Source organism: Orrella dioscoreae, assembly GCF_900089455.2.
GTDB lineage: Bacteria > Pseudomonadota > Gammaproteobacteria > Burkholderiales > Burkholderiaceae_B > Orrella > Orrella dioscoreae.
Window position 1 is genome coordinate 4653402 of record NZ_LT907988.1, and the last position, 25803, is coordinate 4679204.

22 protein-coding genes are annotated in these 25803 nt (G+C 68.3%); 17 read left to right on the forward strand and 5 right to left on the reverse strand.

Annotated elements, in window-relative coordinates:
• Positions 1-8: 8 nt before the first annotated feature.
• Positions 9-761: an amino acid ABC transporter ATP-binding protein gene (locus ODI_RS21310; protein ID WP_067757486.1), complete on the forward strand. Its 753-nt coding sequence runs from the start codon at positions 9-11 to the stop codon at positions 759-761.
• Positions 762-788: 27 nt separating this feature from the next.
• On the opposite strand, the gene ODI_RS21315 is transcribed toward ODI_RS21310, so the two are convergent.
• Positions 789-1811 (reverse strand): SAM-dependent methyltransferase, encoded by a 1023-nt coding sequence (locus ODI_RS21315; protein ID WP_067757488.1) that lies wholly within the window; start codon positions 1809-1811, stop codon positions 789-791.
• A 259-nt stretch (positions 1812-2070) separates the two neighbouring features.
• Between ODI_RS21315 and ODI_RS21320 the strand changes: the two genes are divergently transcribed.
• The 13 genes from ODI_RS21320 to ODI_RS21380 all read left to right on the forward strand — a co-directional run bounded on the left by ODI_RS21320 (position 2071) and on the right by ODI_RS21380 (position 17773).
• Positions 2071-4131, forward strand: coding sequence for a LamG-like jellyroll fold domain-containing protein (locus tag ODI_RS21320; protein WP_157929800.1), 2061 nt, complete (start codon positions 2071-2073; stop codon positions 4129-4131).
• A 176-nt stretch (positions 4132-4307) separates the two neighbouring features.
• Positions 4308-5225, forward strand: coding sequence for an AraC family transcriptional regulator (locus ODI_RS21325; RefSeq protein ID WP_082985440.1), 918 nt, complete (start codon positions 4308-4310; stop codon positions 5223-5225).
• A 136-nt stretch (positions 5226-5361) separates the two neighbouring features.
• A complete protein-coding gene (locus ODI_RS21330) occupies positions 5362-7626 on the forward strand; it encodes a TonB-dependent siderophore receptor (protein ID WP_231968108.1) in 2265 nt (754 codons plus the stop codon).
• 6 nt (positions 7627-7632) lie between these two features.
• Positions 7633-8604, forward strand: a complete 972-nt coding sequence (gene fepB / locus ODI_RS21335) for a Fe2+-enterobactin ABC transporter substrate-binding protein (RefSeq protein WP_067757496.1) — start codon at positions 7633-7635, stop codon at positions 8602-8604.
• A 28-nt stretch (positions 8605-8632) separates the two neighbouring features.
• Entirely contained in the window at positions 8633-9691 is a 1059-nt protein-coding gene (locus ODI_RS21340; protein WP_067757498.1) for a FecCD family ABC transporter permease, read from the forward strand.
• Positions 9688-10770 carry a FecCD family ABC transporter permease gene (locus tag ODI_RS21345; RefSeq protein ID WP_173719701.1) on the forward strand — a complete coding sequence of 361 codons (1083 nt, stop codon included), beginning with the start codon at positions 9688-9690 and terminating at the stop codon, positions 10768-10770. The genes ODI_RS21340 and ODI_RS21345 overlap by 4 nt, the downstream gene beginning before the upstream one ends.
• On the forward strand, positions 10767-11582 hold the full coding sequence (locus ODI_RS21350) for an ABC transporter ATP-binding protein (RefSeq protein WP_067757500.1): 816 nt from the start codon (positions 10767-10769) through the stop codon (positions 11580-11582). Before ODI_RS21345 ends, ODI_RS21350 begins: the two co-directional genes overlap by 4 nt.
• Before the next feature lie 52 nt (positions 11583-11634).
• Positions 11635-12951 carry an NtaA/DmoA family FMN-dependent monooxygenase gene (locus ODI_RS21355; RefSeq protein WP_067757503.1) on the forward strand — a complete coding sequence of 439 codons (1317 nt, stop codon included), beginning with the start codon at positions 11635-11637 and terminating at the stop codon, positions 12949-12951.
• A 474-nt stretch (positions 12952-13425) separates the two neighbouring features.
• Positions 13426-13995: an anthranilate synthase component II gene (locus ODI_RS21360; RefSeq protein WP_067757505.1), complete on the forward strand. Its 570-nt coding sequence runs from the start codon at positions 13426-13428 to the stop codon at positions 13993-13995.
• Between the two features lie 7 nt (positions 13996-14002).
• The gene (trpD, locus tag ODI_RS21365; protein ID WP_067757508.1) at positions 14003-15031 is read left to right on the forward strand and encodes an anthranilate phosphoribosyltransferase; all 1029 of its coding nucleotides are present in this window, start codon (positions 14003-14005) and stop codon (positions 15029-15031) included.
• A 7-nt stretch (positions 15032-15038) separates the two neighbouring features.
• Positions 15039-15827, forward strand: a complete 789-nt coding sequence (gene trpC / locus ODI_RS21370; protein WP_067757511.1) for an indole-3-glycerol phosphate synthase TrpC — start codon at positions 15039-15041, stop codon at positions 15825-15827.
• A 21-nt stretch (positions 15828-15848) separates the two neighbouring features.
• Positions 15849-17330, forward strand: coding sequence for a polyphosphate:AMP phosphotransferase (pap, locus tag ODI_RS21375; protein ID WP_067757514.1), 1482 nt, complete (start codon positions 15849-15851; stop codon positions 17328-17330).
• A 17-nt stretch (positions 17331-17347) separates the two neighbouring features.
• Complete coding sequence (locus ODI_RS21380) at positions 17348-17773, forward strand: HIT family protein (RefSeq protein ID WP_067757516.1); 426 nt, start codon at positions 17348-17350, stop codon at positions 17771-17773.
• A gap of 1 nt (position 17774) precedes the next feature.
• Here the strand turns inward: ODI_RS21380 and ODI_RS21385 are convergent, their stop codons facing one another.
• The 4 genes from ODI_RS21385 to ODI_RS21400 are packed head-to-tail and all read right to left on the reverse strand — an operon-like array spanning position 17775 to position 21964.
• Positions 17775-18704: a dihydrodipicolinate synthase family protein gene (locus tag ODI_RS21385; RefSeq protein WP_067757519.1), complete on the reverse strand. Its 930-nt coding sequence runs from the start codon at positions 18702-18704 to the stop codon at positions 17775-17777.
• 8 nt (positions 18705-18712) lie between these two features.
• Positions 18713-19885: an L-rhamnonate dehydratase gene (locus tag ODI_RS21390; RefSeq protein WP_067757522.1), complete on the reverse strand. Its 1173-nt coding sequence runs from the start codon at positions 19883-19885 to the stop codon at positions 18713-18715.
• A 56-nt stretch (positions 19886-19941) separates the two neighbouring features.
• The gene (locus ODI_RS21395) at positions 19942-20988 is read right to left on the reverse strand and encodes a 4-hydroxythreonine-4-phosphate dehydrogenase PdxA (protein ID WP_231968159.1); all 1047 of its coding nucleotides are present in this window, start codon (positions 20986-20988) and stop codon (positions 19942-19944) included.
• A 4-nt stretch (positions 20989-20992) separates the two neighbouring features.
• Complete coding sequence (locus ODI_RS21400) at positions 20993-21964, reverse strand: Bug family tripartite tricarboxylate transporter substrate binding protein (protein ID WP_067757524.1); 972 nt, start codon at positions 21962-21964, stop codon at positions 20993-20995.
• 143 nt (positions 21965-22107) lie between these two features.
• On the opposite strand from ODI_RS21400, the gene ODI_RS21405 reads away from it, so the two are divergent.
• From ODI_RS21405 to ODI_RS21415, 3 genes are all read left to right on the forward strand, one after another.
• Positions 22108-23082: a LysR family transcriptional regulator gene (locus ODI_RS21405; RefSeq protein WP_067757828.1), complete on the forward strand. Its 975-nt coding sequence runs from the start codon at positions 22108-22110 to the stop codon at positions 23080-23082.
• Positions 23079-23828, forward strand: a complete 750-nt coding sequence (locus ODI_RS21410) for a uracil-DNA glycosylase (RefSeq protein WP_067757527.1) — start codon at positions 23079-23081, stop codon at positions 23826-23828. The genes ODI_RS21405 and ODI_RS21410 overlap by 4 nt, the downstream gene beginning before the upstream one ends.
• A gap of 410 nt (positions 23829-24238) precedes the next feature.
• Complete coding sequence (locus ODI_RS21415; protein ID WP_082985442.1) at positions 24239-25666, forward strand: DEAD/DEAH box helicase; 1428 nt, start codon at positions 24239-24241, stop codon at positions 25664-25666.
• Positions 25667-25803: the final 137 nt, after the last annotated feature.

Genomic DNA, 25803 nt, shown 5'->3' on the forward strand with positions numbered 1-25803 from the left:
GCCCCGCCATGATCGAGGCGCGCGGCATCGTGAAATCCTTCGGTGCGCTGCGCGTGCTCGACGGCGTGTCGCTCACGCTGGGCAAGGGCGAGGTCGTGGCCGTCATCGGTCCGTCGGGCTCGGGCAAGAGCACCTTCCTGCGCTGCCTGAACCACCTGGAAACCATCGATGCGGGCACCGTCCTGATCGAAGGCGAAACACTGGCCACCGACGAGGGCAGCGGCCACAGCCGCTACGGCAGCGACGCCGAGGTGCGCCGCATCTGCAGCAAGATGGGCATGGTCTTCCAGTCCTTCAACCTGTTCCCGCACATGACCGTGCTGCAGAACATCATCGAAGCGCCCATCACCGTCAAGGGCATGGCGCGCGACGAGATCCTCCCCAAGGCCGAGGAACTGCTGCGCAAGGTGGGGCTGCTGGAGAAGCGCGACAACTATCCCAGCCGGCTGTCGGGCGGCCAGAAGCAGCGCGTGGCGATCGCGCGCGCGCTGGCCATGGAACCGGACATCATGCTGTTCGACGAGCCGACCTCGGCGCTGGACCCGGAACTGACCGGCGAAGTGCTGCGCACCATGCGCCAGCTGGCCGACGAACACATGACCATGCTGGTGGTCACGCACGAGATGGGCTTCGCGCGCGAAGTGGCGCACCGCGTCATCTTCATGGACCAGGGCAGCATCGTCGAGGAAGGCCCCGCCCCGGCCTTCTTCCTGGCGCCCGCGCATCCGCGCACCAAGGCGTTCCTGGGACAGATGCTGTAGTGCGAGGCGGGCGGCAGCCCGCCGCGGTCACTCGCTGCCCAGGGAGGCCGCGGCGGCGTCCAGTTCCTCCTGCGAGGGCGGTTCGGATCCGCCGACGGGAGGAGCCGCCCCCACACGCCTGGCCGTGAACGAGGCGGAATCCTCCGGGCCCGTCACCGTGCCACGGAGACGGTCTGCCGTGACCACGCCCGTGAATTCACGCAGATGCCCTTGGGGATCGGTGAAGGCAAAGGCGATGCGATCACCCGTCAGCCGCGGCTGGCGCAAGGTGGTCTGGAGCTCGCCCATGGCAACCGTGCCCTTGAGCTTCTGGAAGGTCTGCGACAGATCGAGGGTCGCCTGGCCACGGCCGGCGCCCAGTGGATAGCTCAAGGCCCACTGGCCCCCGGCATTGGCCGGCACGATCCACAAATACCCCGGACGATGCGCGATCAGCGTGGTCTCGTCAGGCTCCCAGCGTCCCATGTGGAACTGATGCGTGATGAGGCGCGTGCCCGGCGCCATGGCCATCAGCGTGGGCCGCAAGCGCAGGTTGAGTTGCGGCAGCAGGTACATAAAGACGATGTTGGCCTGGGAGAAATCGGCCTTGAAGATATCGCCTTCGATGAACCGCGCGCGGTCGGCCACGCCCGCTTCCCGCGCATTGCGCTGCGACACCGCGACCATCTGCGGATCGAACTCCACCCCCAGGGCCTGCGCCTGGAAGTCGCGCGCGGCGGCGATGGAGACACGGCCATCCCCGGCGCCCAGATCCACGAAGATGTCCTGCGGTCCCAGGCCGGCCATGCGCATCAGGCGTTCAGCCAGCGCGTCGGGGGTCGGCAGCCACATCACGTCCTTGCCATGACGGCCCAGCTGCGGCGCGAACGTTTCTTCCTGCGCGCTGGCCTGGGTCGCCTGGGCCGACGCGTGCAGGGGGGCGGATAGCCAGGCAAGGCCCAGGCTCAGGATGGCCAGCAGACGAGACAGGGGAAGACGGGAGGCAGGACAGGACAGGCGGCGGGAAGAAAGCGTCACGGTGGAGTCAGGCAGGGGGAATACGGCAGGCACAGGCCGATTGCGGCCGAATGCAGGGAACGGGAAGCAATGCAGCGGAAAGGATAGCACCGCGCATTTTGGGTGCCTGGCACGCGTGGAAAGAACGCGCCCCGCCCGCCCCCGGTCCCTTCTTGATAAAACTTAACAATCCGGGCAAGGGGAAGTCACCGGGATGTCATACCGGCTCAATAGGATGCGCGGCTTCGGGTTGATCCGCATTCCCCGCAGCGCTGTGCACGGCGCGCCCACCTTGAGCCTCTGTTCCATTGCCATGAAGAATCCCTTCTGCTGCGTCCTGCTCGCCTGCGCGCTGACCGCGTGCGGCGGCAGCGACGACGACGCGCCGGTCTCCGACCTGCCCACCACCCAACCCGGCGACCCGGCCGCCCCGCCCACCGAAGAGGAAACGCCCGCCGAGCCGGAAGTGCCGGTCGACGTGCCCAAGACCTATTCCTCGTTCGTGCTGCCGGTGCTGCCCGACACCCAGTTCTACTCGCGCTACAACCGCAACATCTTCTTCTCGCAGACCCAGTGGATCGCCGACCACGCCACGCAGTTGCAAGTGCCGATGGTGCTGCACCTGGGCGACATCGTCGACCAGGCCGGCCAGAACGCCGAATGGGTCGGCGCCGACGCAGCCCTGAAGGTGCTGGAAGACGCCAGGATCTCGTATTCGATCCTGCCGGGCAACCATGACACCAGCAACTGGAACCAGTGGGACGACCAGCGCACGCCGGGCAACGAGCCCTACCTGACCTGGTTCCCGCGCAGCCGCCAGGCATCCAGCGCCACCTTCGGCGGCATGGACGGCACCGGCTACAACACGTGGCACACGTTCACGGCGCAAGGCCAGAAGTTCCTGGTGCTGGCGCTGGGCTGGAAGCCGTCGGCGCAGACGCGCGCCTGGGCGAACCAGGTCCTGGCCGACAATCCGACACTGCCGGCCATCCTGACGACCCACCAATTGATCACCATCCAGGATGGCAACGCGATCGACCCCGCGGACGACGCCGGCTCTGGCGCCGCGCTGTGGAACGACGTGATCGCGCCCAATCCCCAGGTCTTCCTGACCATCAACGGCCACTATCACGGCGCCGCGCACCGCGTGCAGCAGAACAACGCAGGGCTGGACGTCATCCAGGTGCTGGCCGACTACCAGATGGACACCGACGGCGGCAACGGCTACCTGCGCCTGATGGAGTTCGACCTGGCGCGCAACACCATCGAGACCTACACGTTCTCGTCCTGGCTGCGCAGCAAGCCCGAAGCCGAGCGCAGCTATATCGACGCGCTGGAACTGGCCGACGCGCCCGACAGCTTCACGGTCAACATGGACTTCAAGGCACGCTTCTCGGGCTTCAACCCGGACTTCACCGTGCCCGAGACCGCTGGCAACGCCTCGTTCATCGCCGACGCCAAGACCTTCGTCGATGCGGCGAATTACGTGATGCCCGCCGACCCGCGCAAGCCGGCCGCCGATGACCAGGACTACGTCAAGGTGCCCGAGACCAGCGCGCACTGGCGCTTCGTGCGTCCCTCGGGCGTCGCTGCCGGCGACCCCGTGCAACCCGACGCCGCGGGCGAAATCCCGGACGCGTCCGGCAAGGGCAACCCGCTGCAACGCCAGATCGTCCCGACGACCAACGGCATCACCAACGACGCCCGGCTTGAACAGATGGTGTGGTCCGATTCGCACCATCCCTTCTCGGCCGCCAAGGGCTCGATCTGCATGGTCGGCACGCGCGAGATCAACGGCCAGCCGCGCATCGTGAACTTCCTGCAGACGCTGGCCGGCGCGCCGGTGAACGATGAAACGTTCGTCAGCGGCTACACGGTCGAGGCCATCGTGCGCGTGGACGATTTCACCGAAGCAGAGCACCGCTGGGCCAAGATCCTGGCCCAGACCTCGCGACGCAACCAGGTCCCGGGATGGCGTCACAACTCGGAGCCGGACAGTTCGTCCGCGATCCTGGGCATCTCCAGCCTGAAGGAAGCGCAATGGGAGGTCGTGCCGACCAACACGGCGGACGTCAACCAGGCCCACTTCACCAACTGGTCGCATGAACTGCCCGGCGGGACCTGGCAGCACATCGCGATCGTGAACGACGGCCTGAACACCGACATGTATGTCGAAGGCGTCAAGGTCCTGCGCAACGCCAGCGGCGGCATCGGCATGGGCGTGCGCGCAGGCGGCGCGCCGTGGCGCGTCGGCGCCGGCACGTCGGGCGGCACCTTGCACTACGGCTTCAACGGCTGCGTCAACGAAATCCGCATGGTGGCCAAGGCGCTGCCGCCGGCGCAATGGCTGACGGCGCGTCCGGCCCAGCCTTGATGGCTTGCCAGGCGCCCCGGCCGGGGCGCCTGGCGGCAACGGCCCGTGGCGACACGCTGGCTCACCAAGACAAAACATAACAAGAAACGTTATCATTCCGTTTTGTCCCGCACCGCGTCCCGGCGCGCGTACGCGGCCAGCCATCCCCGGCAGTCAGCCATCATGGGTCCGAAACCATGGCCTCCCAGAACGGAATGCTTTCCTCGGGCCGGCATGAGCCCGCACCCACCCGGCAGCACCGCATGCTGCGCCCCGGCCTTTCCCTGCATTTCGGCAACGAACTGGCCTGCGAGGCGTCCACCGGACTCGCCCTGGTCGAGGACCACGTCCGGATCGTGCTGGTCCTGGAGGGCACGATCGACGTCAGTTACGGGCGCAGCCGCGTGCAATTGAAGGCAGGCAAGCCCGCGGCAGGCGGAATGAATGCCGCCATGGTCACGATGCTGGAACCCGAGGAGTGCCGCCGGGTGGTGCACCAGGGGGAAACTTCCCGGCGCATCAGCATAGGGCTGGCGCGCGCATGGCTGGAGGCATCGTTATACGAAGGCGCCTGCGCCGCCGCGACCCCCACGTCGCGCCATCTGGAGACACGCATCTGGCATGCCTCGACACGCGCGCGCATGATCGCCGAACAGATGCTCAACCCGCCGTCCATGCCCGCCTACGTGACTGGCATGTACCTGGAGAGCCGCGCGATCGAACTGGTCGTCGAGGCGCTCTCGCAGGCCGCGCCGCACACGGGACGCGCTACGGATCCCGGCACGCTGCGGCCCGCTGCCTATCAGCGCATGCAGGAGCTCAAGGCCTGGCTGCGCGATCGGGCCTCGGCGCCGCCCTGCCTCGAACAGATCGCGCGCCACCTCAATACCACTTCCACCACGCTGCAGCGCCATTTCAGGCGCGTCCACGGCATCACCATCTCCGACTACCTGCAGCAGGAAAGGCTGAGGCAGGCGCGCCAGGCGCTGGAGCGCGAAGGCATCAGCGTGGGCGAGGCGGCGGCGCTCGCCGGCTACGCCAGCCAGAACAGCTTCGCGACGGCATTCAAGCGGCGCTTCGGCGTCTCGCCGAAACAGGTACGGCCCCGGCTGTAAAACGCGCGCGGACCGGCCCGCCGCGACAGATTGCCGTGCGCACGAAGATTTCCGCCGCGCGTGCGAAGGACGACAGCCGCATGAACGATCACAATCACAAATGCGAACAACTCCCATTTGCAATGAAGGATCATTCGTGCAGATATCCCCTCTCACGCCGTCCCCCGCCGCCCTGGCACCGTCCCGGCTCCGTTCCGCCCCCACGCCGCGACGCGGCGGACAGGTCCGTCGCCTGCTGCCCCTGCTGCTGGCGGTCACCTGGGGCAGCGCAGCCGGACAATCCTCCGCATCGGCAGACGCCAACGCTCCCCAGATGCTGGAGTCCATCACGGTCAACGCCTATCGCACGGCGGAAACCATCGGCGGCTCGACCAAGACGGATACTCCCCTGCTGGAAGTCCCCCAGTCGGTCTCGGTCATCGAGCGCGAGGAAATGGACGCGCGTGGCGTGAGCAATCTCAACGAGGCCACCCGATATACCGCCGGCGTGCTGCCCGAAAGCCAGGGCATCGACAATCGCGTCGACGACCTGTACATCCGCGGTTTCGACGCCGGCAGCTTCGGCACCAACGTGATGCTCGATGGCCTGCGCGCCCCCTCGGACAGTAATCTGAGCTGGAACCGCAGCTCGTTCAACACCTGGAACCTGGAACGGGTGGAGGTCCTGAAAGGACCTTCCAGCGTGCTCTACGGCCAGCTCGCCCCCGGCGGCATGGTCAACCAGGTGAGCAAGACGCCCGAGGCGGGCCAGCTACAGACCCTGCGGTTCCAACTCGACGCGCATGGCCGGCATCAGACCGCGTTCGACCTGGGCGGTGACAGCGAGAATGAAAAGCTGCTGTGGCGGCTGGTCGGACTGTATGGCGACGGCGACACGCAGATCAAGCACACCGACCATCAGCAATGGTTCATCGCTCCCAGCGCGACCCTGCGCTTCAACGACAATCGCTCGCGCCTGACGCTGCTGGGCATGCTCCAGCGGGACCGGGGCGGCAGCACCTTCCAGTTCCTGCCTTACGAGGGAACGGTCATCCCGGCGGCCGACGGCTACCTCGACCATGACACGTTCCTGGGCGAGCCCGACTGGAACGTCTACAACCGTGATATCTGGACGGCTGGCTGGCAGTTCGAACACCAGTTCAACGACAACTGGAAATTCAACCAGAATGCCCGCCACACGCACGTCGATTCGCTCTACCGCGCCACCGTCGGCAACGGGGTGCGCGGCGCGCCGCTCACCCAGCTCAGGACGCTGGTCAACGGCCGCACCCTGAACCGGCGCGCCGTGCAGGGCGAAGGCGACTCGGATGCGCAGACCCTCGACAACCGGATCGAAGGAAAATTCGCAACCGGCGCGGTGTCCCACACCCTCTTGACCGGCTTCGATTGGCAGAAGACCAACTGGACATTCCTGCGCAAGGCAGCACAGGTCTCGCCCACGGCCATTGCCATCGACATCTACAACCCCGTCTATACCCACTACGACTTCGCGCCGACGCTCGCGCCACAGATGTCCACGCGGGAAACCGACGAACAGGTGGGACTGTACCTGCAGGACCAGATGGCCCTCGGCAAGTGGCGTTTCACGCTGGGAGGACGCCAGGACTGGACCCGCATCGACACCCTCGACCGCCTGACCCAACGGCGCACGCTGACCAAGAACGACGCCTTCACGGGCCGGGCGGGCGCCACCTATCTGTTCGACAACGGCCTGGCCCCCTATCTCAGCTACGCGGAATCGTTCCAGCCCACGGGCGGGCTCAAGCGCGATGGCAGCACCTTCAAGCCCGTGACCGGGACGCAGTGGGAGGCTGGCCTGAAGTATGAACCGCTGGGCAGCGACGGGATGATTACGCTCTCGACCTACGAACTGAACCAGCAGAACGTACTGACCGCCGATCCCGAGAACCAGGGCGACGAAGCCTATCAGGTGCAGACCGGCAAGGTCCGGGTGCGCGGCGTCGAACTCGAAGGACGCATCACGCCGATGCGCGGCTTGAGCGTCATTGGCGCCGTCACGCGCATGAGTTCCAAGGTGGTGCGCAACAACGACGGCTACACCGGCAATCGCATGACGCGCGTGCCGGAATGGATGGGCGCGCTGTGGCTGGACTACACCGTCCAGGGCGGCCCGCTGGCCGGCCTGGGCATGGGCGGTGGCGTGCGCTATGTGGACGAGACCTATGGCGACCTGGCCAACCACCTGCGCATCCCCTCCTACACACTGTTCGACGCCGCCCTGCGCTACGACGCGGGCAAGGTGGGCAACATGCGCCTGAACCTGGCGCTGAACGCCAGCAACCTGGCGGACAAGCGCTACGTGGCCACCTGCACGGCGGCGACCTCGTGCTATTACGGCACGGGCCGCAGCGTGATGGCCACCGCCCGCCTGAGCTGGTAGGAACGCATGCAGCCTGGCTTCCATCGCGCAAGGCGCCGCTTCCTGCTGTCGCTGGCGGCGCTGGGCGCAAGCCCCGTGCTGGCGCCCAGCCGTGTCCTCGGCGCCAGCCAACCCGAGGGGGGCTGGCCGCGCCGCTTCCAGAACGCCGACGGCACGGTGACCGAGCTGCCCGCCGCGCCTGCGCGCATCCTCTCCACCTCGGTCACGGCCACGGGAACGCTGCTGGCCATCGATGCGCCGGTGACCGCCAGCGCATCGGCAGCCAATGGCAAATTCTTCTCCCAATGGGAAGCGACGGCCCGGGAACGCGGCGTGGAGAACATCTGGCCTGCCGGCCGCGTGGACCTGGAGGCGGTCTACGCCGTCTCGCCCGACCTGATCGTCGTCTCCGCCACGGGGGCGGACTCCGCGCGCGACCATCTCGCGCGGTTACGCGCAGTGGCGCCCACCGTCGTGGTGGACTACGGCCGGCAGAGCTGGCAGGAGCTGGCACACGAACTGGGGCAGGCCACGGGGCTTGCGGCGCACGCCCAGCGCCGCATCACGGCATTCGACCGCCATGTCGCGGACATCAAGGGAAATCTGATCCTCCCGCGCGGCCAGGTGAACCTCATCAGTTACAACGGCCCAGGCGCCAGCAACCCCATCGCCACGCGCGGCGGCGTGCATGGGCAGCTCCTGCGCGCGCTGGGCTTCGACGTGGAGGCGCCGGACCCCCGCTGGCACGGCACGGCCGACCCATCGAGCGACTTCATCTGGGCGGCCTACGAGTTCCTGCCCGAGCTGCGTGCCGGTACCACTTTCCTGCTGCGCACGGACGACGCGGGCGTCGCCGAGATGCTGCGCGATCCCATGCTCGCCAACATGCCGTCGGTGCGCGCCGGGCAGGTCTACGCGCTGGGCCCGAACGCCTTCCGGATCGATTACTACAGCGCGACCGAGGTGGTGGACCGGATCCAGCGCCTGTTCGGGCGCTGAGCGGCCCACGCCCCGATTTCATCGAGACATGCAACACGCGACCCGACACGCCTCGTCTCCGTCTGGCATCAGCGGGAACCGAAACCGGGCACGCCGCCACCGCCTGCTCGCGCTGTCGATCGGCCTGACGGCGATCATGCCGCTGGCCATCGTGAGCCTCCTGGCAGGCGCGCGCGAACTGGAACTGTCTACCGCATGGCGCGCCATCACCGCCTTCGATCCGTCCAACAACGATCATCTCTTGCTGTGGCACCTGAGAATGCCGCGCACCCTGCTCGCCATCGTCGCGGGTGCCGCCCTGGGGGCCGCAGGCATCCTGATGCAGGCGCTCACGCGCAACGTGCTGGCCGACCCCGGGCTGCTGGGCGTCAACGCCGGCGCGGCGCTCGCCATCGCTGGCGCCATCGCCGCCTTCGGCGTGACGCATCCCGCCGGACAGCTGGGCTTCGGCCTTGCCGGCGCGGCACTCGCCGCGACGATGGTTTACCTGCTCGGCGGCATCCGCCAGGCAGCCGAACCACTGCGCATGGTGCTCGCAGGCGCGGCCCTGTCCGCAGTCCTGCTCGCCGCCACGCAGATCATCACCGTCAACAGCGACAACGCCGTGTTCGACCAGTTTCGCCATTGGGCCGTGGGATCGTTGCAGGGGCGTGGACATGCAGTGCTGTGGCCAGCCGCGGCAGCGACGGCGCTTGGCCTGCTGATCGCGTTCGCCATGGCGCGGCGGCTGGACGCCGTCGCGCTGGGAACGGAACTGGGAACGGCCCTGGGTGCGCGTCCCGCACTGGTCTGGCAGGGATGCGCGACCGCAATCGTCCTGCTCGCCGGCGCGGCCACGGCCGCCGCGGGACCGATCGCATTCATCGGATTGGCCGCCCCCCATCTCGCCCGCCATGCGGGGGGCGCGGACCACCGCTGGACGCTGCCGTTCGCCATGCTGGCCGCCGCACTGCTGGTTCTGGCCGCCGACATACTGGGACGCGTCATCGCGCGTCCTGGTGAAATTCCGGTGGGCATTCTGTCGGCGCTGATCGGCGGCCCCGTCTTCGTGGCGCTAGCCAGGCGGCAACGGCTGGGCCCGCGATGACGGCATTCGGCTCCCTGCGGCGCACGCGCCAGCCCGGACGACGCATCTGGCGGCTGGGCGCCCTCACCCTGTCCATCCAGCCCCGGGCGGTCATCGTCTGCATGGCGATTGCTGCCGCCCTGCTGGTCCTGGCCGCGGCCTCTCTGAGCACCGGACGCACGGGCGTGGGCTTGGCCACCCTGCTGCAGGCGCTGGTCGATCCGCAGTCGGCCAGTCCAGGCACGAGGCTGGTCCTGGGCATTCGCCTTCCCCGTGTGCTGACAGCCTGTTTCGTGGGCGCGGCGCTGGGCGTTTCCGGGGCTGTGTTCCAGTCCATCACCCGCAACCCGCTGGGATCGCCCGACGTCATTGGCTTCACCACCGGCGCGGCCACGGGCGCCCTGCTGCAGATCGTGGTCCACGGCCAGACGATGGCGGGCATCGCGCTGGGCGCGGGACTGGGCGGGCTGGCCACTTCGTTGCTCGTCTACCTCCTCTCTCTCAGGCGCGGGGCGGCCGCGGGCCAGCGCCTGGTGCTCGTGGGGATCGGGGTCGGCGCCATCCTCCACGCCTTCAACGGACTGATGCTGGTCAAGAGCGAACTGGACGACGCGGTAATGGGCAACCTGTGGCTGGCGGGGACGCTCAACGCGCGCAACTGGATGCACGCCGGGCTGGCGATGGCGGGCCTCGCGCTTTTCCTGCCCCCCATCCTTCTGGGGGCCCGCCGCCTCGGCATCATGGAGATGGGCGACGACACCGCCCGCCAGCTCGGGATTCCCGTGGAGCGCACGCGCCTGGCGATGGTGCTGTGCGCGGTCATACTGGCTGCCCTCGCCACCGGCGCGGCCGGTCCCATCGCCTTCATCGCGCTGGCCGCGCCGCAGCTCGCCCGGCGCCTTTGCGGCCCGGACGGCGTGCCGATCGTGGGCGCGGCGGTGACGGGCGCCTGCCTGCTGGTGGCCGCGGACCTCGTCAGCCAGCTGCACCTCATGGGCTTGAATCTGCCCGTGGGCAAGGTGACGGGCGTGCTTGGCGGGCTCTATCTCATCTGGCTGCTGACGGCCGCTCCCAGGCGCGGCGCGGGAGCCGCGCCATGACGCGGCAGCCGACCTGCGTGGAGAATACGATGATTGCCGGCCTGGCGCTGGATCTTGCCTATGACGGCCGGTGCATCGCGAGCGGCCTGGACGTCGACATTCCGCGCGGTTGCATCACCGCGATCGTGGGGCCCAATGCCTGCGGCAAGTCGACGCTTCTGCGCGCCCTGTCACGGCTGCTCGCGCCGCACGCGGGACAGGTGATCCTGGATGGAAAGGATATCCGCCGCTATCGCGCGCGGGAACTGGCCCGCAAGCTCGGCCTGCTGCCGCAGTCCTGCCTGGCGCCTCCCGGCATCCGGGTCGCCGACCTCGTCGCGCGCGGCCGTTATCCGCACCTGAGCCCCGCCAGGCAATGGTCCGATGCGGACGAGGCCGCGCTCTGCCAAGCCATGGCGGACACCGGCGTCACTGATCTCGCGGAGCGAGCCGTGGATGATCTGTCTGGCGGCCAGCGCCAACGCGTCTGGCTCGCCATGGCGCTGGCCCAGCAAACCCCCGTCCTGCTGCTGGACGAGCCCACCACTTTCCTCGACATCGCCCACCAGCTGGACCTGCTGGCACTGTGCAGGAAACTCAACCGCGAGAACGGGCAAACCCTGGTGATGGTGCTGCACGACCTGAACCAGGCTGCCCGCTACGCGGATCGCCTCATTGCGATGCGCGCGGGCACGATCCTGGCCTCCGGCCCGCCTCGCGAGGTACTCACGCCAGCCCTCGTCGAACGCCTCTTTGGCATCCGCTGCATCGTGATGCCCGATCCGGTGGACGGCTCGCCCTTGGTGATCCCCCTGCACACGACCCCGGCCTGAGGCTTGCAGGCCAGCGCGCGTCCCTTTTCCTCATGTCTGATAGGAGCTCTCCATGTCCCAACGGCCCCCGCTGTGCATCGGCCTGTCCCTCGCCATCACCTGGCTCACCGGCAACGGCTGGCGCCGGCCCGACAGCTGTGTGGAGGCCATCCACGCATCCAGCTTCTACACCGCCATCGCCCGGCGGGCGGAAGCAGCCTGCCTGGACTTCCTGTTCCGTCCCGACACGCTGTATCTCGACACGCGCGTGCTGGCGCGCTCCCCCGGCTTCAGCAGCCTGGATCCCACCGTCCTGCTTTCCGCCATCGCCGCCAGCACCACGCGCATCGGCCTGGTCACGACAGCCGCGACCACCTTCAACCCGCCCTATGTCGTGGCCCGCCAGCTTCAGTCATTGGACTGGATCAGCCAGGGCCGCGCGGGCTGGAATGTCGTCACGGCCCTGGATGGCAACGGCAACTTCGGCGACGCGCCCATGCCTCCTTCCAAGGCGCGTTATGACAAGGCGCTCGAGTTCACCGATGTCGTGCAGCGCCTGTGGCGCAGCTACCCCCGGGACGCCCTCGTGGTCGACCGCGCGACGGGAAGGTATGCCGACACCGCGCGCGTCCGCCCCATCGACCATCGGGGCCCCTACTTCAGCGTGCAGGGTCCCTTGAACCTTCCCGCGCATGGCGCCGGCCGAATCCCGTTGTTCCAGGCTGGTGCGTCAGCCTGGGGGCGCGACTTCGCGGCACGCGTGGCCGACGCCGTTTTCGCGGCCGCGCCGGACCTGGACGCGTGCGCAGAACTGCGCCAGGACCTGCGCAGCCGCGCGGCGGCCCACGGCCGCCGGCCCGACGACATACGGGTCCTGCCCGGTTTGAGCCTGTACCTGGGTCGCACGGCAAGCGAAGCCCGCGACCTGTACGAAGCGACGCACGCCGATACGGACCAGGCATGCCGGCTCGACTACCTAGCGCGCATGCTCGGCATCGACGTGCGCCAATTCGCGCCCGACCAACCGCTGACCCGCGCGATGCTGGGCGAACCCGTCACGACGCTGCGCAGCCAGACTCATGCGGATCTGCTGCGCCGGCTGGTCGAACGCGAGCAGCCAACGGTGCAGGAACTGCTGCGCCGCCCGGAGACCGGGGGCTCCGCGCATTGGCGCGTAGTGGGAACCGCCGACGATGCCCTGCGCGAGATCCTGGCGTGGGCGGATGCCGGGGCGGCCGACGGCTTCATTGCCTTGCCGGGGGGATCGGCGGGGTCGCTGGACCTGTTCCTGGACGAACTCATGCCGAGGCTCGTCGCGCGCGGACGGTTCCGGCGGGAATATGCCGGTGCAACCCTGGCCGCGCACCTGGGGATTCCACCGGAGAACTAGGCGGCAGTCGGTGGCGCGGCCTTGCCCCCAAGGAGCTCTGCGCGCCGCACCTTGCCCTCCCCGGGCGGGCCGCCCGCTGGCCCACCGGCATGGCTGCATCGCCCAGAAAGTGCGTGTAAACTACCGACGCCCGCAACGTATCCGCCGCCCTTTCCTGGCGCGCGCCGCTTGGCAGGCACCTGTTTCCCGCAAAGCAAATGACCTTCAAGACCGTAACCCTCGCAGCCCAGTGGTGGCGCTTCCAATAGGAAGCGGCATGTTGCTGCGGTCTCGGATCGCACCTTGTCGCCGTACCGGTAGACAAGGTCAGGTCAGACGGTTCACCGGCACGGCGGCTCCCCAAAACGGAGAATGGCCGATGTCCCTCACTCGATTCCCTTCCGACAGTCGTTCGCGCCGCCAGCCCGGCAGCGCAGGCACGCACGCGTCCTCCCTCGCCCGCGAACAAATCCGCTAAATCAACAGGCCAGACTCATGAAACTCCTGATGATCGACAACTACGATTCGTTCACCTACAACCTGGTGCAGTATTTCGGCGAGCTGGGCGTGGACGTGCTGGTGCACCGCAACGACCAGATCACGCTGGACGAGGTCGAGGCCCTGGCGCCGGACCGCATCTGCGTCTCGCCCGGCCCCTGCTCGCCGGCCGAGGCCGGCATCTCGGTGCCCATCATCCAGCGCTACGCCGGCCGGCTGCCCATCCTGGGCGTGTGCCTGGGCCACCAGGCCATCGGCGCGGCCTACGGCGGCAAGATCGTGCGGGCACGCGAGATCATGCACGGCAAGACCTCGCCCATCACGCACACCGACAGCGACGTTTTCAAGGGCCTGCCCTCGCCCTACACTGTCATCCGTTATCACTCGCTGGCGATCGAACGCGCCAGCCTGCCCGATTGCCTGGAAGTCACGGCGCAGACCGAAGACGGCGAAATCATGGGCGTGCGCCACAAGACCCTGCCGGTCTATGGCGTGCAGTTCCATCCCGAGTCGATCCTGAGCGAGCACGGCCACGCCCTGCTCAAGAACTTCCTGGCCCTGAACTGAGTCCGCCATGACGATCACGTTTTCCGAAGCCCTGACCCGCTGCATCGAACACCGCGAGATCTTCCACGACGAAATGCTGACCCTCATGCGCAGCCTGATGCGCGGCGAGGTCTCGCCCCAGCTGGCCAGCGCCCTGCTGATGGGCCTGCGGGTCAAGAAGGAAACCATCGGCGAGATCGCCGCGGCCGCCCAGGTCATGCGCGAGTTCGCCACGCCCGTGAACGTGCCCGATCCCGGCTCGCTGCTGGACATGTGCGGCACGGGCGGCGACGGCAGCAACACCTTCAACATCTCCACCACCGCCATGTTCGTGGCCGCCGCCGCGGGCGTGCGCATCGCCAAGCACGGCGGCCGCAGTGCGTCCTCGTCCTCGGGCAGCGCCGACGTGCTGGAAGCCCTGGGCGCCAACCTGTCGCTCACGCCCGAGCAGGTGGCCGAATGCGTCCAGGAACTGGGCATCGGCTTCATGTTCGCGCCGGCCCACCACAGCGCCATGAAGAACGTCGCCGCGGTGCGCAAGGAACTGGGCGTGCGCACCCTCTTCAATATCCTGGGCCCGCTGACCAACCCCGCCGGCGCCGCCAACCAGCTGATGGGCGTGTTCCATCCCGACCTCGTCGGCATCCAGGTGCGCGTGCTGCAACGCCTGGGCGCCAAGCACGTGCTCATCGTGCACGGCAAGGACGGCATGGACGAAGCCTCGCTGGGCGCCGCCACGCTGGTGGGCGAACTGAAGGACGGCGACGTGCGCGAATATGAAATACACCCGGAGGATTTCGGCCTGACCATGGTGTCGAACCGTTCCATCCGCGTGGAAAACCGTGAACAATCCCGCGATCTGGTACTCGAAGCCCTGGAGAACGTGCCGGGCACCGCCCGCGACATCGTGACCTTCAACGCTGGCCTGGCCATCTATGCCGGCAACGCCGCCGACTCGATCGAGGACGGCCTGGCGCTGGCCCGCGAGACGCTGGCCAGCGGTGCCGCCCGCGCGAAACTCGAGGCATTCTGTGCCCACACCCGGACCTACCTCTAAAGCCGATATGAACGACATTCTTGCCAAAATCCTCGCCGTCAAGGAAGACGAGGTCGTCACCGCCCGCCAGATCCGCAGCGAAGCCGACCTGCTGCGCGAAGCCACGGCGCGCAAGGACGTGCGCGGCTTCGCCCAGGCCATCGAGGACAAGATCGCCGCCGGCAAGCCCGGCGTCATCGCCGAAGTGAAGAAGGCCTCGCCCTCGCGCGGCGTGCTGCGCGAACACTTCGTGCCCGCCGAGATCGCCGCCTCGTATGCCGCGCACGGCGCCGCCTGCCTGTCCGTGCTGACCGACGTGCAGTTCTTCCAGGGCTCGCACGACCACCTGCGCCAGGCGCGCGCGGCGTGCCCGCTGCCCGTGCTGCGCAAGGACTTCGTCATCGATCCCTACCAGGTCATCTCGGCGCGCGCGCTGGGCGCGGACTGCGTGCTGCTGATCGTGGCCGCGCTGGAAGCGCAGCAGCTGCGCGACCTGGAAGCCGTGGCGCTGGAGCTGGGCATGGACGTGCTGGTGGAAGTGCATGACGCCGAAGAGCTGGACATCGCGCTGACCCTGCGCACGCCGCTGCTGGGCATCAACAACCGCAACCTGCGCACCTTCGAGACCTCGCTGCAGAACACGCTGGACCTGCTGCCGCGCATCCCCGCGGGCAAGCGCGTGGTGACCGAGAGTGGCATCCTCGCGCCCGAGCACGTGCGCCTGATGCGCGACCATGGCGTGGAAGCGTTCCTGGTCGGTGAAGCCTTCATGCGCGCGGAAGAGCCCGGCGCCGAGCTCGCCCGCCTGATTCACTGATCTCCCTCTCCCTTCCCGCCCATGTTCGAAGAAGCCGAATCCGACCCGACACTGACCGCCGCCGAGGCGGACCGGCACGAGGCGCGCCTGCGCACCGCGCTGCTGAAGGCGCAGTACGCGCGCCTGCAGGACCCGAAGCGTTCGCTGCTGATCGTGGCGGCGGGCATCGACGGCGCGGGCAAGGGCGCCACCATCAACCTGCTCAACGAGTGGATGGATCCGCGCCACATCCGCACGCTGGCCTTCGGCTTGCCCACGGTGACGGAAGCAGCCCGCCCCGACCTGTGGCGCTACTGGAACGCGCTGCCCGCCAACGGCCGCACCGGCATCGTCTTCGGCTCGTGGTACATGCCCTTGGTGATGGAAGGCGCGCAGAAGCATCCCAACGCGGAAAAGATGGCCGAGCTGGCCGAGGAAGTGCTGCGCTTCGAGGCCACGCTGGCGGCCAACGGCGTGCAGATCCTGAAGCTGTGGTTCCACCTGTCCAAGGACGCGCAACACCAGCGCGTGGACCGCTTGCTGAAAGACCCTGACACCGCCTGGCAGGTCACCACGCAGGACCGCAAGGTGCGCAAGCACTATGACCAGATCCGCGCGGCGGGCATGGACATCATCAACCAGACGCACACGCGCCACGCGCCCTGGGTCATCATTCCCAGCGCCGATGAACGCATGCGCACGGTGCGCACCGGCGAGGCCGTGCTGTCGGCCATTTCTCGCGCCAGCGCGCCGCGCGTGGACCGGCCGCTGCGCATCGTCTCGCGCCGCGCCAAGCCTTCCGACCGGCTGGCGGGGCTGGACTACGCCGCGCACATCGAGAAGGACGAATACGACACCGAACTGCGCCAATGGCAGGCCCGCCTGGCGCGCGCGGTGCGGCACAAGCGCTTCAAGGATCTCTCGCTGGTGCTGGCTTTCGAAGGCCAGGACGCCGCGGGCAAGGGCGGCGCCATCCGCCGCGTCACGCACGCGCTGGATGCCCGCCGCTACGTCATCACGCCGGTGTCCGCGCCCACCGCCGAGGAACTGTCCTATCCGTACCTGTGGCGCTTCTGGCGCAAGGTGCCGGCCCTGGGCGACATCGCCATCTTCGACCGCAGCTGGTACGGCCGCGTGCTGGCCGAACGGGTGGAAGGCTATGCCGCCCCCGCCGACTGGAAACGCGCCTATGACGAGATCAACGATTTCGAGCGCCAGCTCACCGACCAGGGCGTGGTGCTGCTGAAGTTCTGGCTGGCCGTCACCAAGGACGAGCAGCTGCGCCGCTTCCGCGACCGCGAGCAGTCGCCCTTCAAGCAGTTCAAGATCACGCCGGACGACTGGCGCAACCGCCGCAAGTGGAATGCCTACGCCGACGCGGCCAACGAGATGTTCGCCCGCACCGACACGCCCAACGCCCCGTGGCACGTGCTGTCGGCCAACGACAAGCGCCATGCGCGGGTAAGCGTGCTGGCGCAGACGGTGCTGGCGCTGGAAGCCGCGCTGAAGAAAAAGAAGGACTGACAACAGGAGCCCCGCGCATGGACTGCCCCCTTTGCCGTGAAGATGGCGGCACGGTGCTCTGGCGCGATGCCGAGTGGCGTGCCATCGAGGTCGACGACCCCGCCTATCCCGGTTTCACCCGCATCATCTGGAACGCCCATGCGGCGGAGATGAGCGACATCACCGAAGCCGGACGCACACGGCTGCTGCGCGCGGTCCACGCGGTGGAAGTGGCGCAGCGGCAGTTCCTGATGCCCGACAAGGTCAACCTGGCCTCGCTGGGCAACATGGTGGCGCACGTGCACTGGCACGTGATCCCGCGCTGGCGCGACGACCGCGCCTTCCCCGATCCGGTCTGGGTCGCGCCGCGCCGCGAGGCGATCGGCGCGGGCGCCGAGGCGGCCCGCGCACGCTTGCCGGCCTATCGCGACGCCCTGGTGGCGGCGCTGCGCGCGTTGACCTGACTCACTTCCCCCAGCGCAACACCAGTGGATCCAGCCGGCGCGCCGTCTCCAGCAGCCCCTCTCGCACTTCCTGGCGCAGGGCCGGGAAAGGATGGCGCGAGGCATCGCTTTGGATGATGCCCCCTGCCTGCATCAAGGCCTTGGCGCTCAGGATGCCGCCCTGGCGGTTCTCGTAGTTGATGAGCGGCAGCCAGCGCTCGTACCGCTGCGCCGCTTCCTCGCGGCGCCCTTCGCGATGCGCCACGATGATCGGCCGCAGGCCGTCGGCATAGGCGCCACCCGTCATCGCGCCGGTGGCCCCGGCGTCCAGGTCGGGCATCAGCGTGATGGCTTCCTCGCCATCCCACGGCCCCTCCACGGCATCGCCGCCCAATGCGATCAGGTCGCGCAGCTTGGTGGCCGCGCCCGGTGTCTCGATCTTGAAATAGGACACCTGCTCGATCTCGCGCGCCATGCGCGCCAGCAGGGGCGCGGACAGCGGCGTGCCGCTCATGAGCGCATCCTGGATCATGATGGGGATGTCCACCGCATCGGACACCCGCTGGAAGAACTCGACGACGCCGGCCTCGGGCACGCGCAGCGTGGCGCCGTGGTAGGGCGGCATGATCATCAGCATGGCCGCGCCCCAATCCTGGGCCTGGCGGCTGCGCGCGGCACACACCTGGCTTCCGTAATGCGTGGTGGTCACGATGACCGGCACGCGCTGCGCCACGTGCTCCAGGATGCGGCGGGTCAGCAGTTCGCGCTCGGCGTCCGACAGCGAGAACTGCTCCGAGAAGTTGGCCAGGATGCACAGGCCGTCGGCGCCCGAGTCGATCATGAAATCGACGGCGCGCAGCTGGCCGGGCAGGTCCAGCTCGCCGCTGCCGGTGAAGATGGTGGGCACCACCGGGAAGATGCCGCGGTAACGCGGCGCGCGGGCAGTCGTCATGGCAGGCCTCATTCGATGATGTTGAAGTCGTTCAGGTAGTCGGTCTTGAGCGTCAGGCCCAGCCCCGGCACGTCATCCGACAGGTCCAGGAACCCGTCCTTGGCCACGGGCTCGCCATCGAAGATGTAGTAGAAGAGCTCGTTGCCCACTTCGACGTCGAACATCGGGAAGTACTCGCTCATGGGCGAGGCCAGCGTGCTCATCGTCAGGTGGTAGTTGTGCATCTGCCCGGCATGCGGAACCACCGGCACGCTGAAGGCCTCGCACAGGGCGTTGATCTTGTGCGCGGCCGTGATGCCGCCCACGCGGTTGGTGTCGTACTGCACCACCGACACCGCCTTGCGGTCCAGCAGATGCTTGAAGCCATATAGCGAGAACTCGTGCTCGCCGCCAGAGATCGGAATGGATGTCAGGCCGTTCAGCTCGGCATAGCCGTCGATGTCGTCGGCAATGACAGGCTCCTCCAGCCAGCGCGGCTGGTACTTCTCCAGCTTGGGCAGGATACGCTTGGCGTACTCGACGTTCCAGCCCATGTAGCACTCCAGCATCAGGTCGTTGTCGTAGCCGATGACCTCGCGCACGGCCTCGACCGACTTCAGGTTCTCGACCACGCCCTTCTGCAGGTCTGCCGGACCATAGCCGAAGCGCATCTTGAAGGCCGTGAAGCCCTGGTCCAGGTAGGTCTGCGCCTCGCGCTGCATGGCGTCCAGGTCGCCGCGGTAGAGCTTGGAGTAATAGCAGGGAATCTTCTCCTTGGTGCGGCCGCCCAGCAGCTTGAAGACGGGCTTGCCCACCGATTTGCCCAGGATGTCCCAGATCGCCAGGTCCACCGCCGAGATCGCGGCCATGGTCACGCCCTTGCGGCCCCAGGCGTGGGTGGCGCGGTACATGCGCTGCCACAGGTATTCATAGTCCCAGGGGTCGTGGCCGATGACCAGCGGCGCCAGGTACTGGTCGATGATGGCCTTGGCGATGCGCGGCGCCAGCGCCACGTTGCCCAGGCCCACGATGCCGTCGTCCGTTTCGATTTCCACCACGGTCCAGCCGTGGAAACGGAAGGTGCTCATGGTCTCGGCGGGGGAATACAGCATGTCCATCGCGTTGGAGCAGAAGTGCCCTTGCGGCGGCACGGTCTTGCCCTTCCATTCATAGACGCGTGCGCGGACGGATTTGATCTTCATGGAGAGTCCTGCCTGGTGATGACGTGGTCGTGGAGTCGGGATTCAGTTGCGGGAGATCAGCGTGCCAGCGCGCTGGCACGCTGCGCCGCGCCCATGCGGCAGGCGATCTGGAACGCCTGCCAGGTGGCGTCGACGTTGGCGCGCCCCTGGCCTGCGATGTCATAGGCCGTGCCATGCGCGGGCGTCGTGATCGGGATGGGCAGGCCGCCCTGCACCGTCACGCCGCGCGAGAAACCCAGCAGCTTCAGCGCGATCTGGCCCTGGTCGTGATACATGGTGACGATGGCCTGGAACTCGCCCGCCTGCGCCTTCAGGAAGATGGTATCGGCCGGATACGGGCCCACCACCGGCAGGCCCTCGGCCTGCAGGGCGCGCACGGCCGGCGCGATGATGTCGACTTCCTCGCGCCCGCAGGTGCCGCCGTCGCCGCCATGCGGATTGAAGGCCGCCACCGCCACCCTGGCGTCGGGCAAGCCGTTCGCCACGAGCGAGCGATGGATGAGCCGGGTGGCCGCCTGGATGCCCGCGACGCTGAGCGCCGCTGCCGCGTCCTTCAGCGGGATGTGCGAGGACACGCGCGAGGTCCACAGGTCGCCCAGCGTGTTGAACTCACAGAAGTAGCCCTCGACGCCCAGGTACTTCGCGAAGTGGTGCAGCTCGTCGTCATGCCCCAGGCCGCCCAGCTTCATGGCGTACTTGTTCAGCGGCGCGAAGCAGATCGCGTCGATCTCGCCGCGCTGCGCAGCGTCCATGCAGGCGTTCAGCACCGTCAGCACCGAGGCGCCGCCCGTCGCGCGCGCCTCGCCCAACGGCGAGTCGGCTTGCGTCACGGTGTCCATGCGCAGGAAGGCCGGCCGCGCCGCGCTGGCGCGCTCACGCACCGAGGCGAAATCATCGATGGCGTCGGTGGCGACCCGCAACCCCGCCACCGCCTGCCCGGCCTCCCACAGCCAGGGGTCGCCCACCAGCACGATATTGGCGCGGGCACCGGTTTCCGGCTTGGCCAGCAAGCGCGCGATCAATTCGGGGCCGATGCCGGCGGGGTCGCCCAGCGTCAGGGCGATCACGGGTCGGGACGTTGCGGTCATGGCTTCACCGGTCATGGCTTCACTCCAGGGAAATGCGGTTCTTCTTGATGATGGCGGCGTAACGCTGGTTCTCGGCCTGGTGGAACTGCGCGAACGCGGACTGGCTCATGGGCTTCAATTGCGCACCGATGGCCTGCAGGCGCTTCTGCGTGTCGGGCTGCGACAGCGCGGCGTTGACCTCGTCGTGGATGCGTGTCTGGTACGCCGCCGGCACGCTGCTGGGCATGTAGATGCCATACCAGGCGCTCATCTCCACGCCCGGCAGGCCGGCTTCGGCCAACGTGGGCACGTCCGGAATCTGCGGGTTGCGCTGCTCGCTCAGCACGGCCAGCGCGCGCACCTTGCCCGACTGGATGTGCGGGATGACGGACGACGCCGTCTCGAAGGCGATCTGCACCTGCCCGCCCATCAGGTCCACCAGCGCGGGGCCGCTGCCGCGGTAAGGCACGTGGATCATCTGCACGCCCGCCGCATCCTTGAAGAGCTCGGCCGCGATGTGCTGCGTGCTGCCCGCGCCGCTGCTGGCGAAGTTGTACGCGCCCGGCCTGGCCTTCAGCAGGGCGATCAATTCCTGGGCGGTCTTGGCCGGCATGTCGTTGTTGACCACCAGCACGTTGGGCACGGCGCCCACGAACACCACCGGCACGAGGTCGCGGTCGTTGTCGTAGCCGAGCTTCAGCAGGTGCGGCGCAATCGCATGGGCGGTGGAGACGCCCATCACCATCGAATGGTTGTCGGTGGACCGCAAGGCCTGCACGGCAGCCAGCGTGTTGGACGCGCCGGGCTTGTTCTCGACCACCACGGTCTGGCCCAGCGCGGGCCCCAGCTTGTCGGCCACGGCACGCGCCATGGCGTCGGTGCCACCGCCGGGCGCGGAGCCCACGTACAGGCGCAGGGGTTGGGTCGGCCAAGGGGTCTGGGCGGTGGCCGGGGCGGCTGCCGCCAGACCCAGCGCGCAGGCGGATATCAAGGCGATGAGCGAACGCTTCACTTTTTGTCTCCTGTGATCTTCTTGTATGCGCCCCGTCGTGACGCGGGGTCGATGGCGCCATCTTAGGGAGCGCCTTTGTTTCCGTAAAATGAAACTTTCTACTCAACCGTTCACCTCAGGTGAACGATCCAGGGTTTCACATCATGGCCACCTCGCTGAACGTCCCCGCGCTGCTCAGCCGCCTGCGCATGCGGCAGATCGTGCTGCTGCTGGAGATCGAGGAGCGCGGCACGCTGCGCGCCGCCGCCGCGCGCCTGAACATGACGCAGTCGGCAGCCAGCAAGATGCTGCAGGAGCTGGAACTGGCCGTGGGCCAGCCGCTCTTCGAGCGCATCGGCCGAGGCCTGACGCTGACCGCCGCGGGCGACTGCGTGATGGGCTATTTCCGCGGCTTGCGCGGTACGGTCTCGTCGCTGGCGCGTGAGCTGGAAGAGCTGCGCCTGGGCAGCGCGGGCAAGCTCTTCATCGGCAGCATCATGGCCGCCTCGCCCGGGCCGCTGACCGATGCGCTGCTGGCGCTGAAGAAGACCTATCCCCTGCTGGCCGTGGAGATATCCACCGGCACCAGCGACCTGCTCGCGCGCCAGTTGAACGAAGGCAAGCTGGACGTCGTCATCGGCCGCATGCTGTCGCTCTCCAACCAGGACTACGTCTTCCGCGACATCGACAAGGAGGCGCTGTCGGTGATCGCGGCCGTGGACCACCCCCTGGCCAGCCTGGCGCATGTCGACTTCGCGGCCATGCAGGCCTATCCCTGGGTCCTGCAGCCGCAAGGCAGCCCGATGCGCGAAGTCATGGAGCAGGAGTTCCGTGCGCACGGCCACCCGCTGCCGCGCGGGCTCATCGAATCGGCCTCCATCCTCACCACCACCAACCTGGCGATGAAGTCCGACATGCTGGGCGTGATTCCGGAATCCGTCGCCAGCCGCTACGCGCAGCACGGCCTGCTGGCCATCCTGGGCTACCGGATCCAGCGCCGCCTGACCACCTACGGCAGCATCGTGCCGCGCGACCGTCCGCTGAGCGCGCCCGCCCGGCATTTCCTGGACCTGCTGCACCGACCCGCCGGCGACGCCGCCGCGTCGGGCACGACTGGCATGCCACAATCGCGCCCATGACTGCCTCCAACCTGCTCAGCACCTCCCTGGCCGACGAGGCCGCGCAACTGTCGCCGGCCTGGCGCGACGCCCTCGCCCAGCCCGCCGCGGCGCAAGCGCTGGCGCGCCTGCAGGCCTTCCTGGACGAGCGGCGGCAGGCCGGCGCCATCATCTATCCGGCCCGGCCCTTCCGCGCCCTGGAACTGGTGGCGCCCGAAGATACCCGCGTGGTGATCCTGGGGCAGGATCCCTATCACGGACCCGGCCAGGCGCAGGGCCTGGCGTTTTCGGTGCCGGACGCCATGCGCCGCCCGCCCAGCCTGCGCAACATGTTCCTCGAGATCGCAAGCGAAGCCGGCGTGACGCCGGCCGACGCCAAGGCCCGCGCCGACACCATGCCCAACGACCTGACCCGCTGGGCGCGCCAGGGCGTGCTGCTGCTCAACACCTCGCTGACCGTGGAAGACGGCCAGGCGGGCGCACACGCCAAGCGCGGCTGGGAGGCGGTCACCGACGCGCTGATCCAGCGCGTGGCTGCGCTGCCCACACCCAAGGTCTTCCTGCTGTGGGGCGCCCACGCGCAGGCCAAGGCCGCGCTCCTGCCCGCCGATGGCCGCCACCGTGTGCTGATGGCCAACCATCCCTCGCCGCTGTCCGCGCGCCGCCCGCCCGTGCCCTTCCTGGGCTGCGACCATTTCCGGCAGGCCAATGCGTGGCTGGTGGAACAGGGTGCGGCGCCGATTGATTGGGAAGCCCCCGCGGCCTGACCCTGCGGGGTCCGTCGCGCTTGCCAAAAAATGACGAAAACATGACGCCTTCCCGCCCTTTCGTCTGATCCACGCGACGATTTCCCAAGATTTCAGCAATGTTTCCCGAGACTTGCGTGCTTGACCTAGGGTTTTCGAGTATGATGCTCGCACTGCACACTCGTTGCGGTATCGACGCGCGCCACACACATCTCCTCGGCGCATTAGCAGTCCGCCCGGCAATGCCGGCATCGATACCGACAGCCATCGCTTCCTGACCTCCTTTCCATTCGCTGGCTCCTTCTGTTCTGGATGCCGCTCGCGCACGGTTGATTCGGTCGGCACGATGTTCGATCAACCGTAGGTCCCCGCGTACCGCGCATTTGCCCGGTCGCGTCCTGTTGCGCGGCGCATGCCGCAATGGAACCCGCATGTCCTTCGATACCCTGGGCCTCGCGCCCGAACTGCTGTCCGCCCTGAACGCAGCCGGCTTCACCACGCCCACGCCCGTCCAGAGCGCCGCCATCCCCAAGGCCCTGAGCGGCCAGGACCTGATGGTCTCCTCGCAGACCGGCAGCGGCAAGACCGCCGCCTTCATGCTGCCCTCGCTGCACCGCATCGTGCAGGAAGCCTCCAACAAATCCAAGGGCGTGCAGGTGCTCGTCCTGACGCCCACGCGCGAACTGGCCCTGCAGGTCAACGACGCCACGCTGCAATACGGCAAGGGCCTGAAGGACCTGCGCACCGCCACGGTCGTCGGCGGCATGCCCTACGGCGCCCAGTTGCGCGCCCTGTCGCGCCGCGTCGACGTCCTGGTCGCCACGCCCGGCCGCCTGATCGACCACCTGAACGCCCGCCGCGTCGACCTGTCCGGCGTGCACACGCTGGTGCTGGACGAAGCCGACCGCATGCTGGACATGGGCTTCATCGAAGACATCGAAACCATCGTGGCCGCCACGCCCGCTACGCGCCAGACGCTGCTGTTCTCGGCCACGCTGGATGGCACGATCGCCCGCCTGGCCCAGCGCATGATGCGCGAGCCCGAGCGCCTCGAACTCGCCGGCCAGCGTGACAAGCACGCCAACATCACGCAGAACCTGCTGTACGCCGACGACTCGGAGCACAAGCTGCGCCTGCTGGATCACCTGCTGCGTGACGCCAGCCTGGACCAGGCCATCGTCTTCACGTCCACCAAGCGTGGCGCCGATGACCTGGCCGACCGCCTGGCCGACCAGGGCTTCCCCGCCGCCGCGCTGCATGGCGACATGAACCAGCGCCAGCGCACCCGCACCCTGTCCCAGCTGCAACGCGGCCAGGTCCGCATCCTGGTCGCCACCGACGTGGCTGCCCGCGGCATCGACGTGCAGGGCATCAGCCACGCCTTCAACTTCGACCTGCCCATGCAGGCTGAGGACTACGTGCACCGTATCGGCCGCACGGGCCGCGCCGGCCGCAGCGGCCAGGCCTATACCCTGGTCACGCACACCGAGCGCCACAAGATCCGCCGTATCGAGCAATACATCGGCCAGCCGATCCCGGCCCAGGTCATCGAAGGCCTGGAACCCAAGCGCATCGTGCGTTCGGGCCCGCCCACCGGCCGCCGTCCCGGCTTCAAGCCCAGCGGCGCCCCCAAGCGCCGTCCCGGCGAAGGCAAGCCTGAGTTCGGCGGCAACGCCGGCAAGCCGTCCTACGGCAAGTCGCGCCGCCCCGAAGGCAGCGCCCCGCAAGGCTACGGCCAGGGCGGCTATCAAGGCCACCCGCAGGCGCGCCCGCAGGGCCGTCCCCAAGGCGCCCGCCCGGAAGGCCGCCCCCAGGGCGCGCGTCCCGCCGGCAAGCCCGCCCGCCGCGACTACGCCTGATCGCCAACGGCGCGTACCGCAAGGTGCGCGCCGAACACGCTGTCTCCATTCCGCCGACCCTCGTGGTCGGCGGTTTGCTTTCCGGGCCGCGCCTGCGGCTTGGGGCCCTCCCCTTTCGCTTCCTTTATCATGCCGGG

Excerpts from the sequence above, each read along its gene's own strand:
- ODI_RS21310 (WP_067757486.1), top strand. The coding sequence starts at position 9 with ATGATCGAGGCGCGCGGCATCGTGAAATCCTTCGGTGCGCTGCGCGTG.
- ODI_RS21320 (WP_157929800.1), top strand. The coding sequence starts at position 2,071 with ATGAAGAATCCCTTCTGCTGCGTCCTGCTCGCCTGCGCGCTGACCGCG.
- ODI_RS21325 (WP_082985440.1), top strand. The coding sequence starts at position 4,308 with ATGGCCTCCCAGAACGGAATGCTTTCCTCGGGCCGGCATGAGCCCGCA.
- fepB (WP_067757496.1), top strand. The coding sequence starts at position 7,633 with ATGCAGCCTGGCTTCCATCGCGCAAGGCGCCGCTTCCTGCTGTCGCTG.
- ODI_RS21340 (WP_067757498.1), top strand. The coding sequence starts at position 8,633 with ATGCAACACGCGACCCGACACGCCTCGTCTCCGTCTGGCATCAGCGGG.
- ODI_RS21345 (WP_173719701.1), top strand. The coding sequence starts at position 9,688 with ATGACGGCATTCGGCTCCCTGCGGCGCACGCGCCAGCCCGGACGACGC.
- ODI_RS21350 (WP_067757500.1), top strand. The coding sequence starts at position 10,767 with ATGACGCGGCAGCCGACCTGCGTGGAGAATACGATGATTGCCGGCCTG.
- ODI_RS21355 (WP_067757503.1), top strand. The coding sequence starts at position 11,635 with ATGTCCCAACGGCCCCCGCTGTGCATCGGCCTGTCCCTCGCCATCACC.
- ODI_RS21360 (WP_067757505.1), top strand. The coding sequence starts at position 13,426 with ATGAAACTCCTGATGATCGACAACTACGATTCGTTCACCTACAACCTG.
- trpD (WP_067757508.1), top strand. The coding sequence starts at position 14,003 with ATGACGATCACGTTTTCCGAAGCCCTGACCCGCTGCATCGAACACCGC.
- trpC (WP_067757511.1), top strand. The coding sequence starts at position 15,039 with ATGAACGACATTCTTGCCAAAATCCTCGCCGTCAAGGAAGACGAGGTC.
- pap (WP_067757514.1), top strand. The coding sequence starts at position 15,849 with ATGTTCGAAGAAGCCGAATCCGACCCGACACTGACCGCCGCCGAGGCG.
- ODI_RS21380 (WP_067757516.1), top strand. The coding sequence starts at position 17,348 with ATGGACTGCCCCCTTTGCCGTGAAGATGGCGGCACGGTGCTCTGGCGC.
- ODI_RS21385 (WP_067757519.1), bottom strand. The coding sequence starts at position 18,704 with ATGACGACTGCCCGCGCGCCGCGTTACCGCGGCATCTTCCCGGTGGTG.
- ODI_RS21390 (WP_067757522.1), bottom strand. The coding sequence starts at position 19,885 with ATGAAGATCAAATCCGTCCGCGCACGCGTCTATGAATGGAAGGGCAAG.
- ODI_RS21395 (WP_231968159.1), bottom strand. The coding sequence starts at position 20,988 with ATGACCGGTGAAGCCATGACCGCAACGTCCCGACCCGTGATCGCCCTG.
- ODI_RS21405 (WP_067757828.1), top strand. The coding sequence starts at position 22,108 with ATGGCCACCTCGCTGAACGTCCCCGCGCTGCTCAGCCGCCTGCGCATG.
- ODI_RS21410 (WP_067757527.1), top strand. The coding sequence starts at position 23,079 with ATGACTGCCTCCAACCTGCTCAGCACCTCCCTGGCCGACGAGGCCGCG.
- ODI_RS21415 (WP_082985442.1), top strand. The coding sequence starts at position 24,239 with ATGTCCTTCGATACCCTGGGCCTCGCGCCCGAACTGCTGTCCGCCCTG.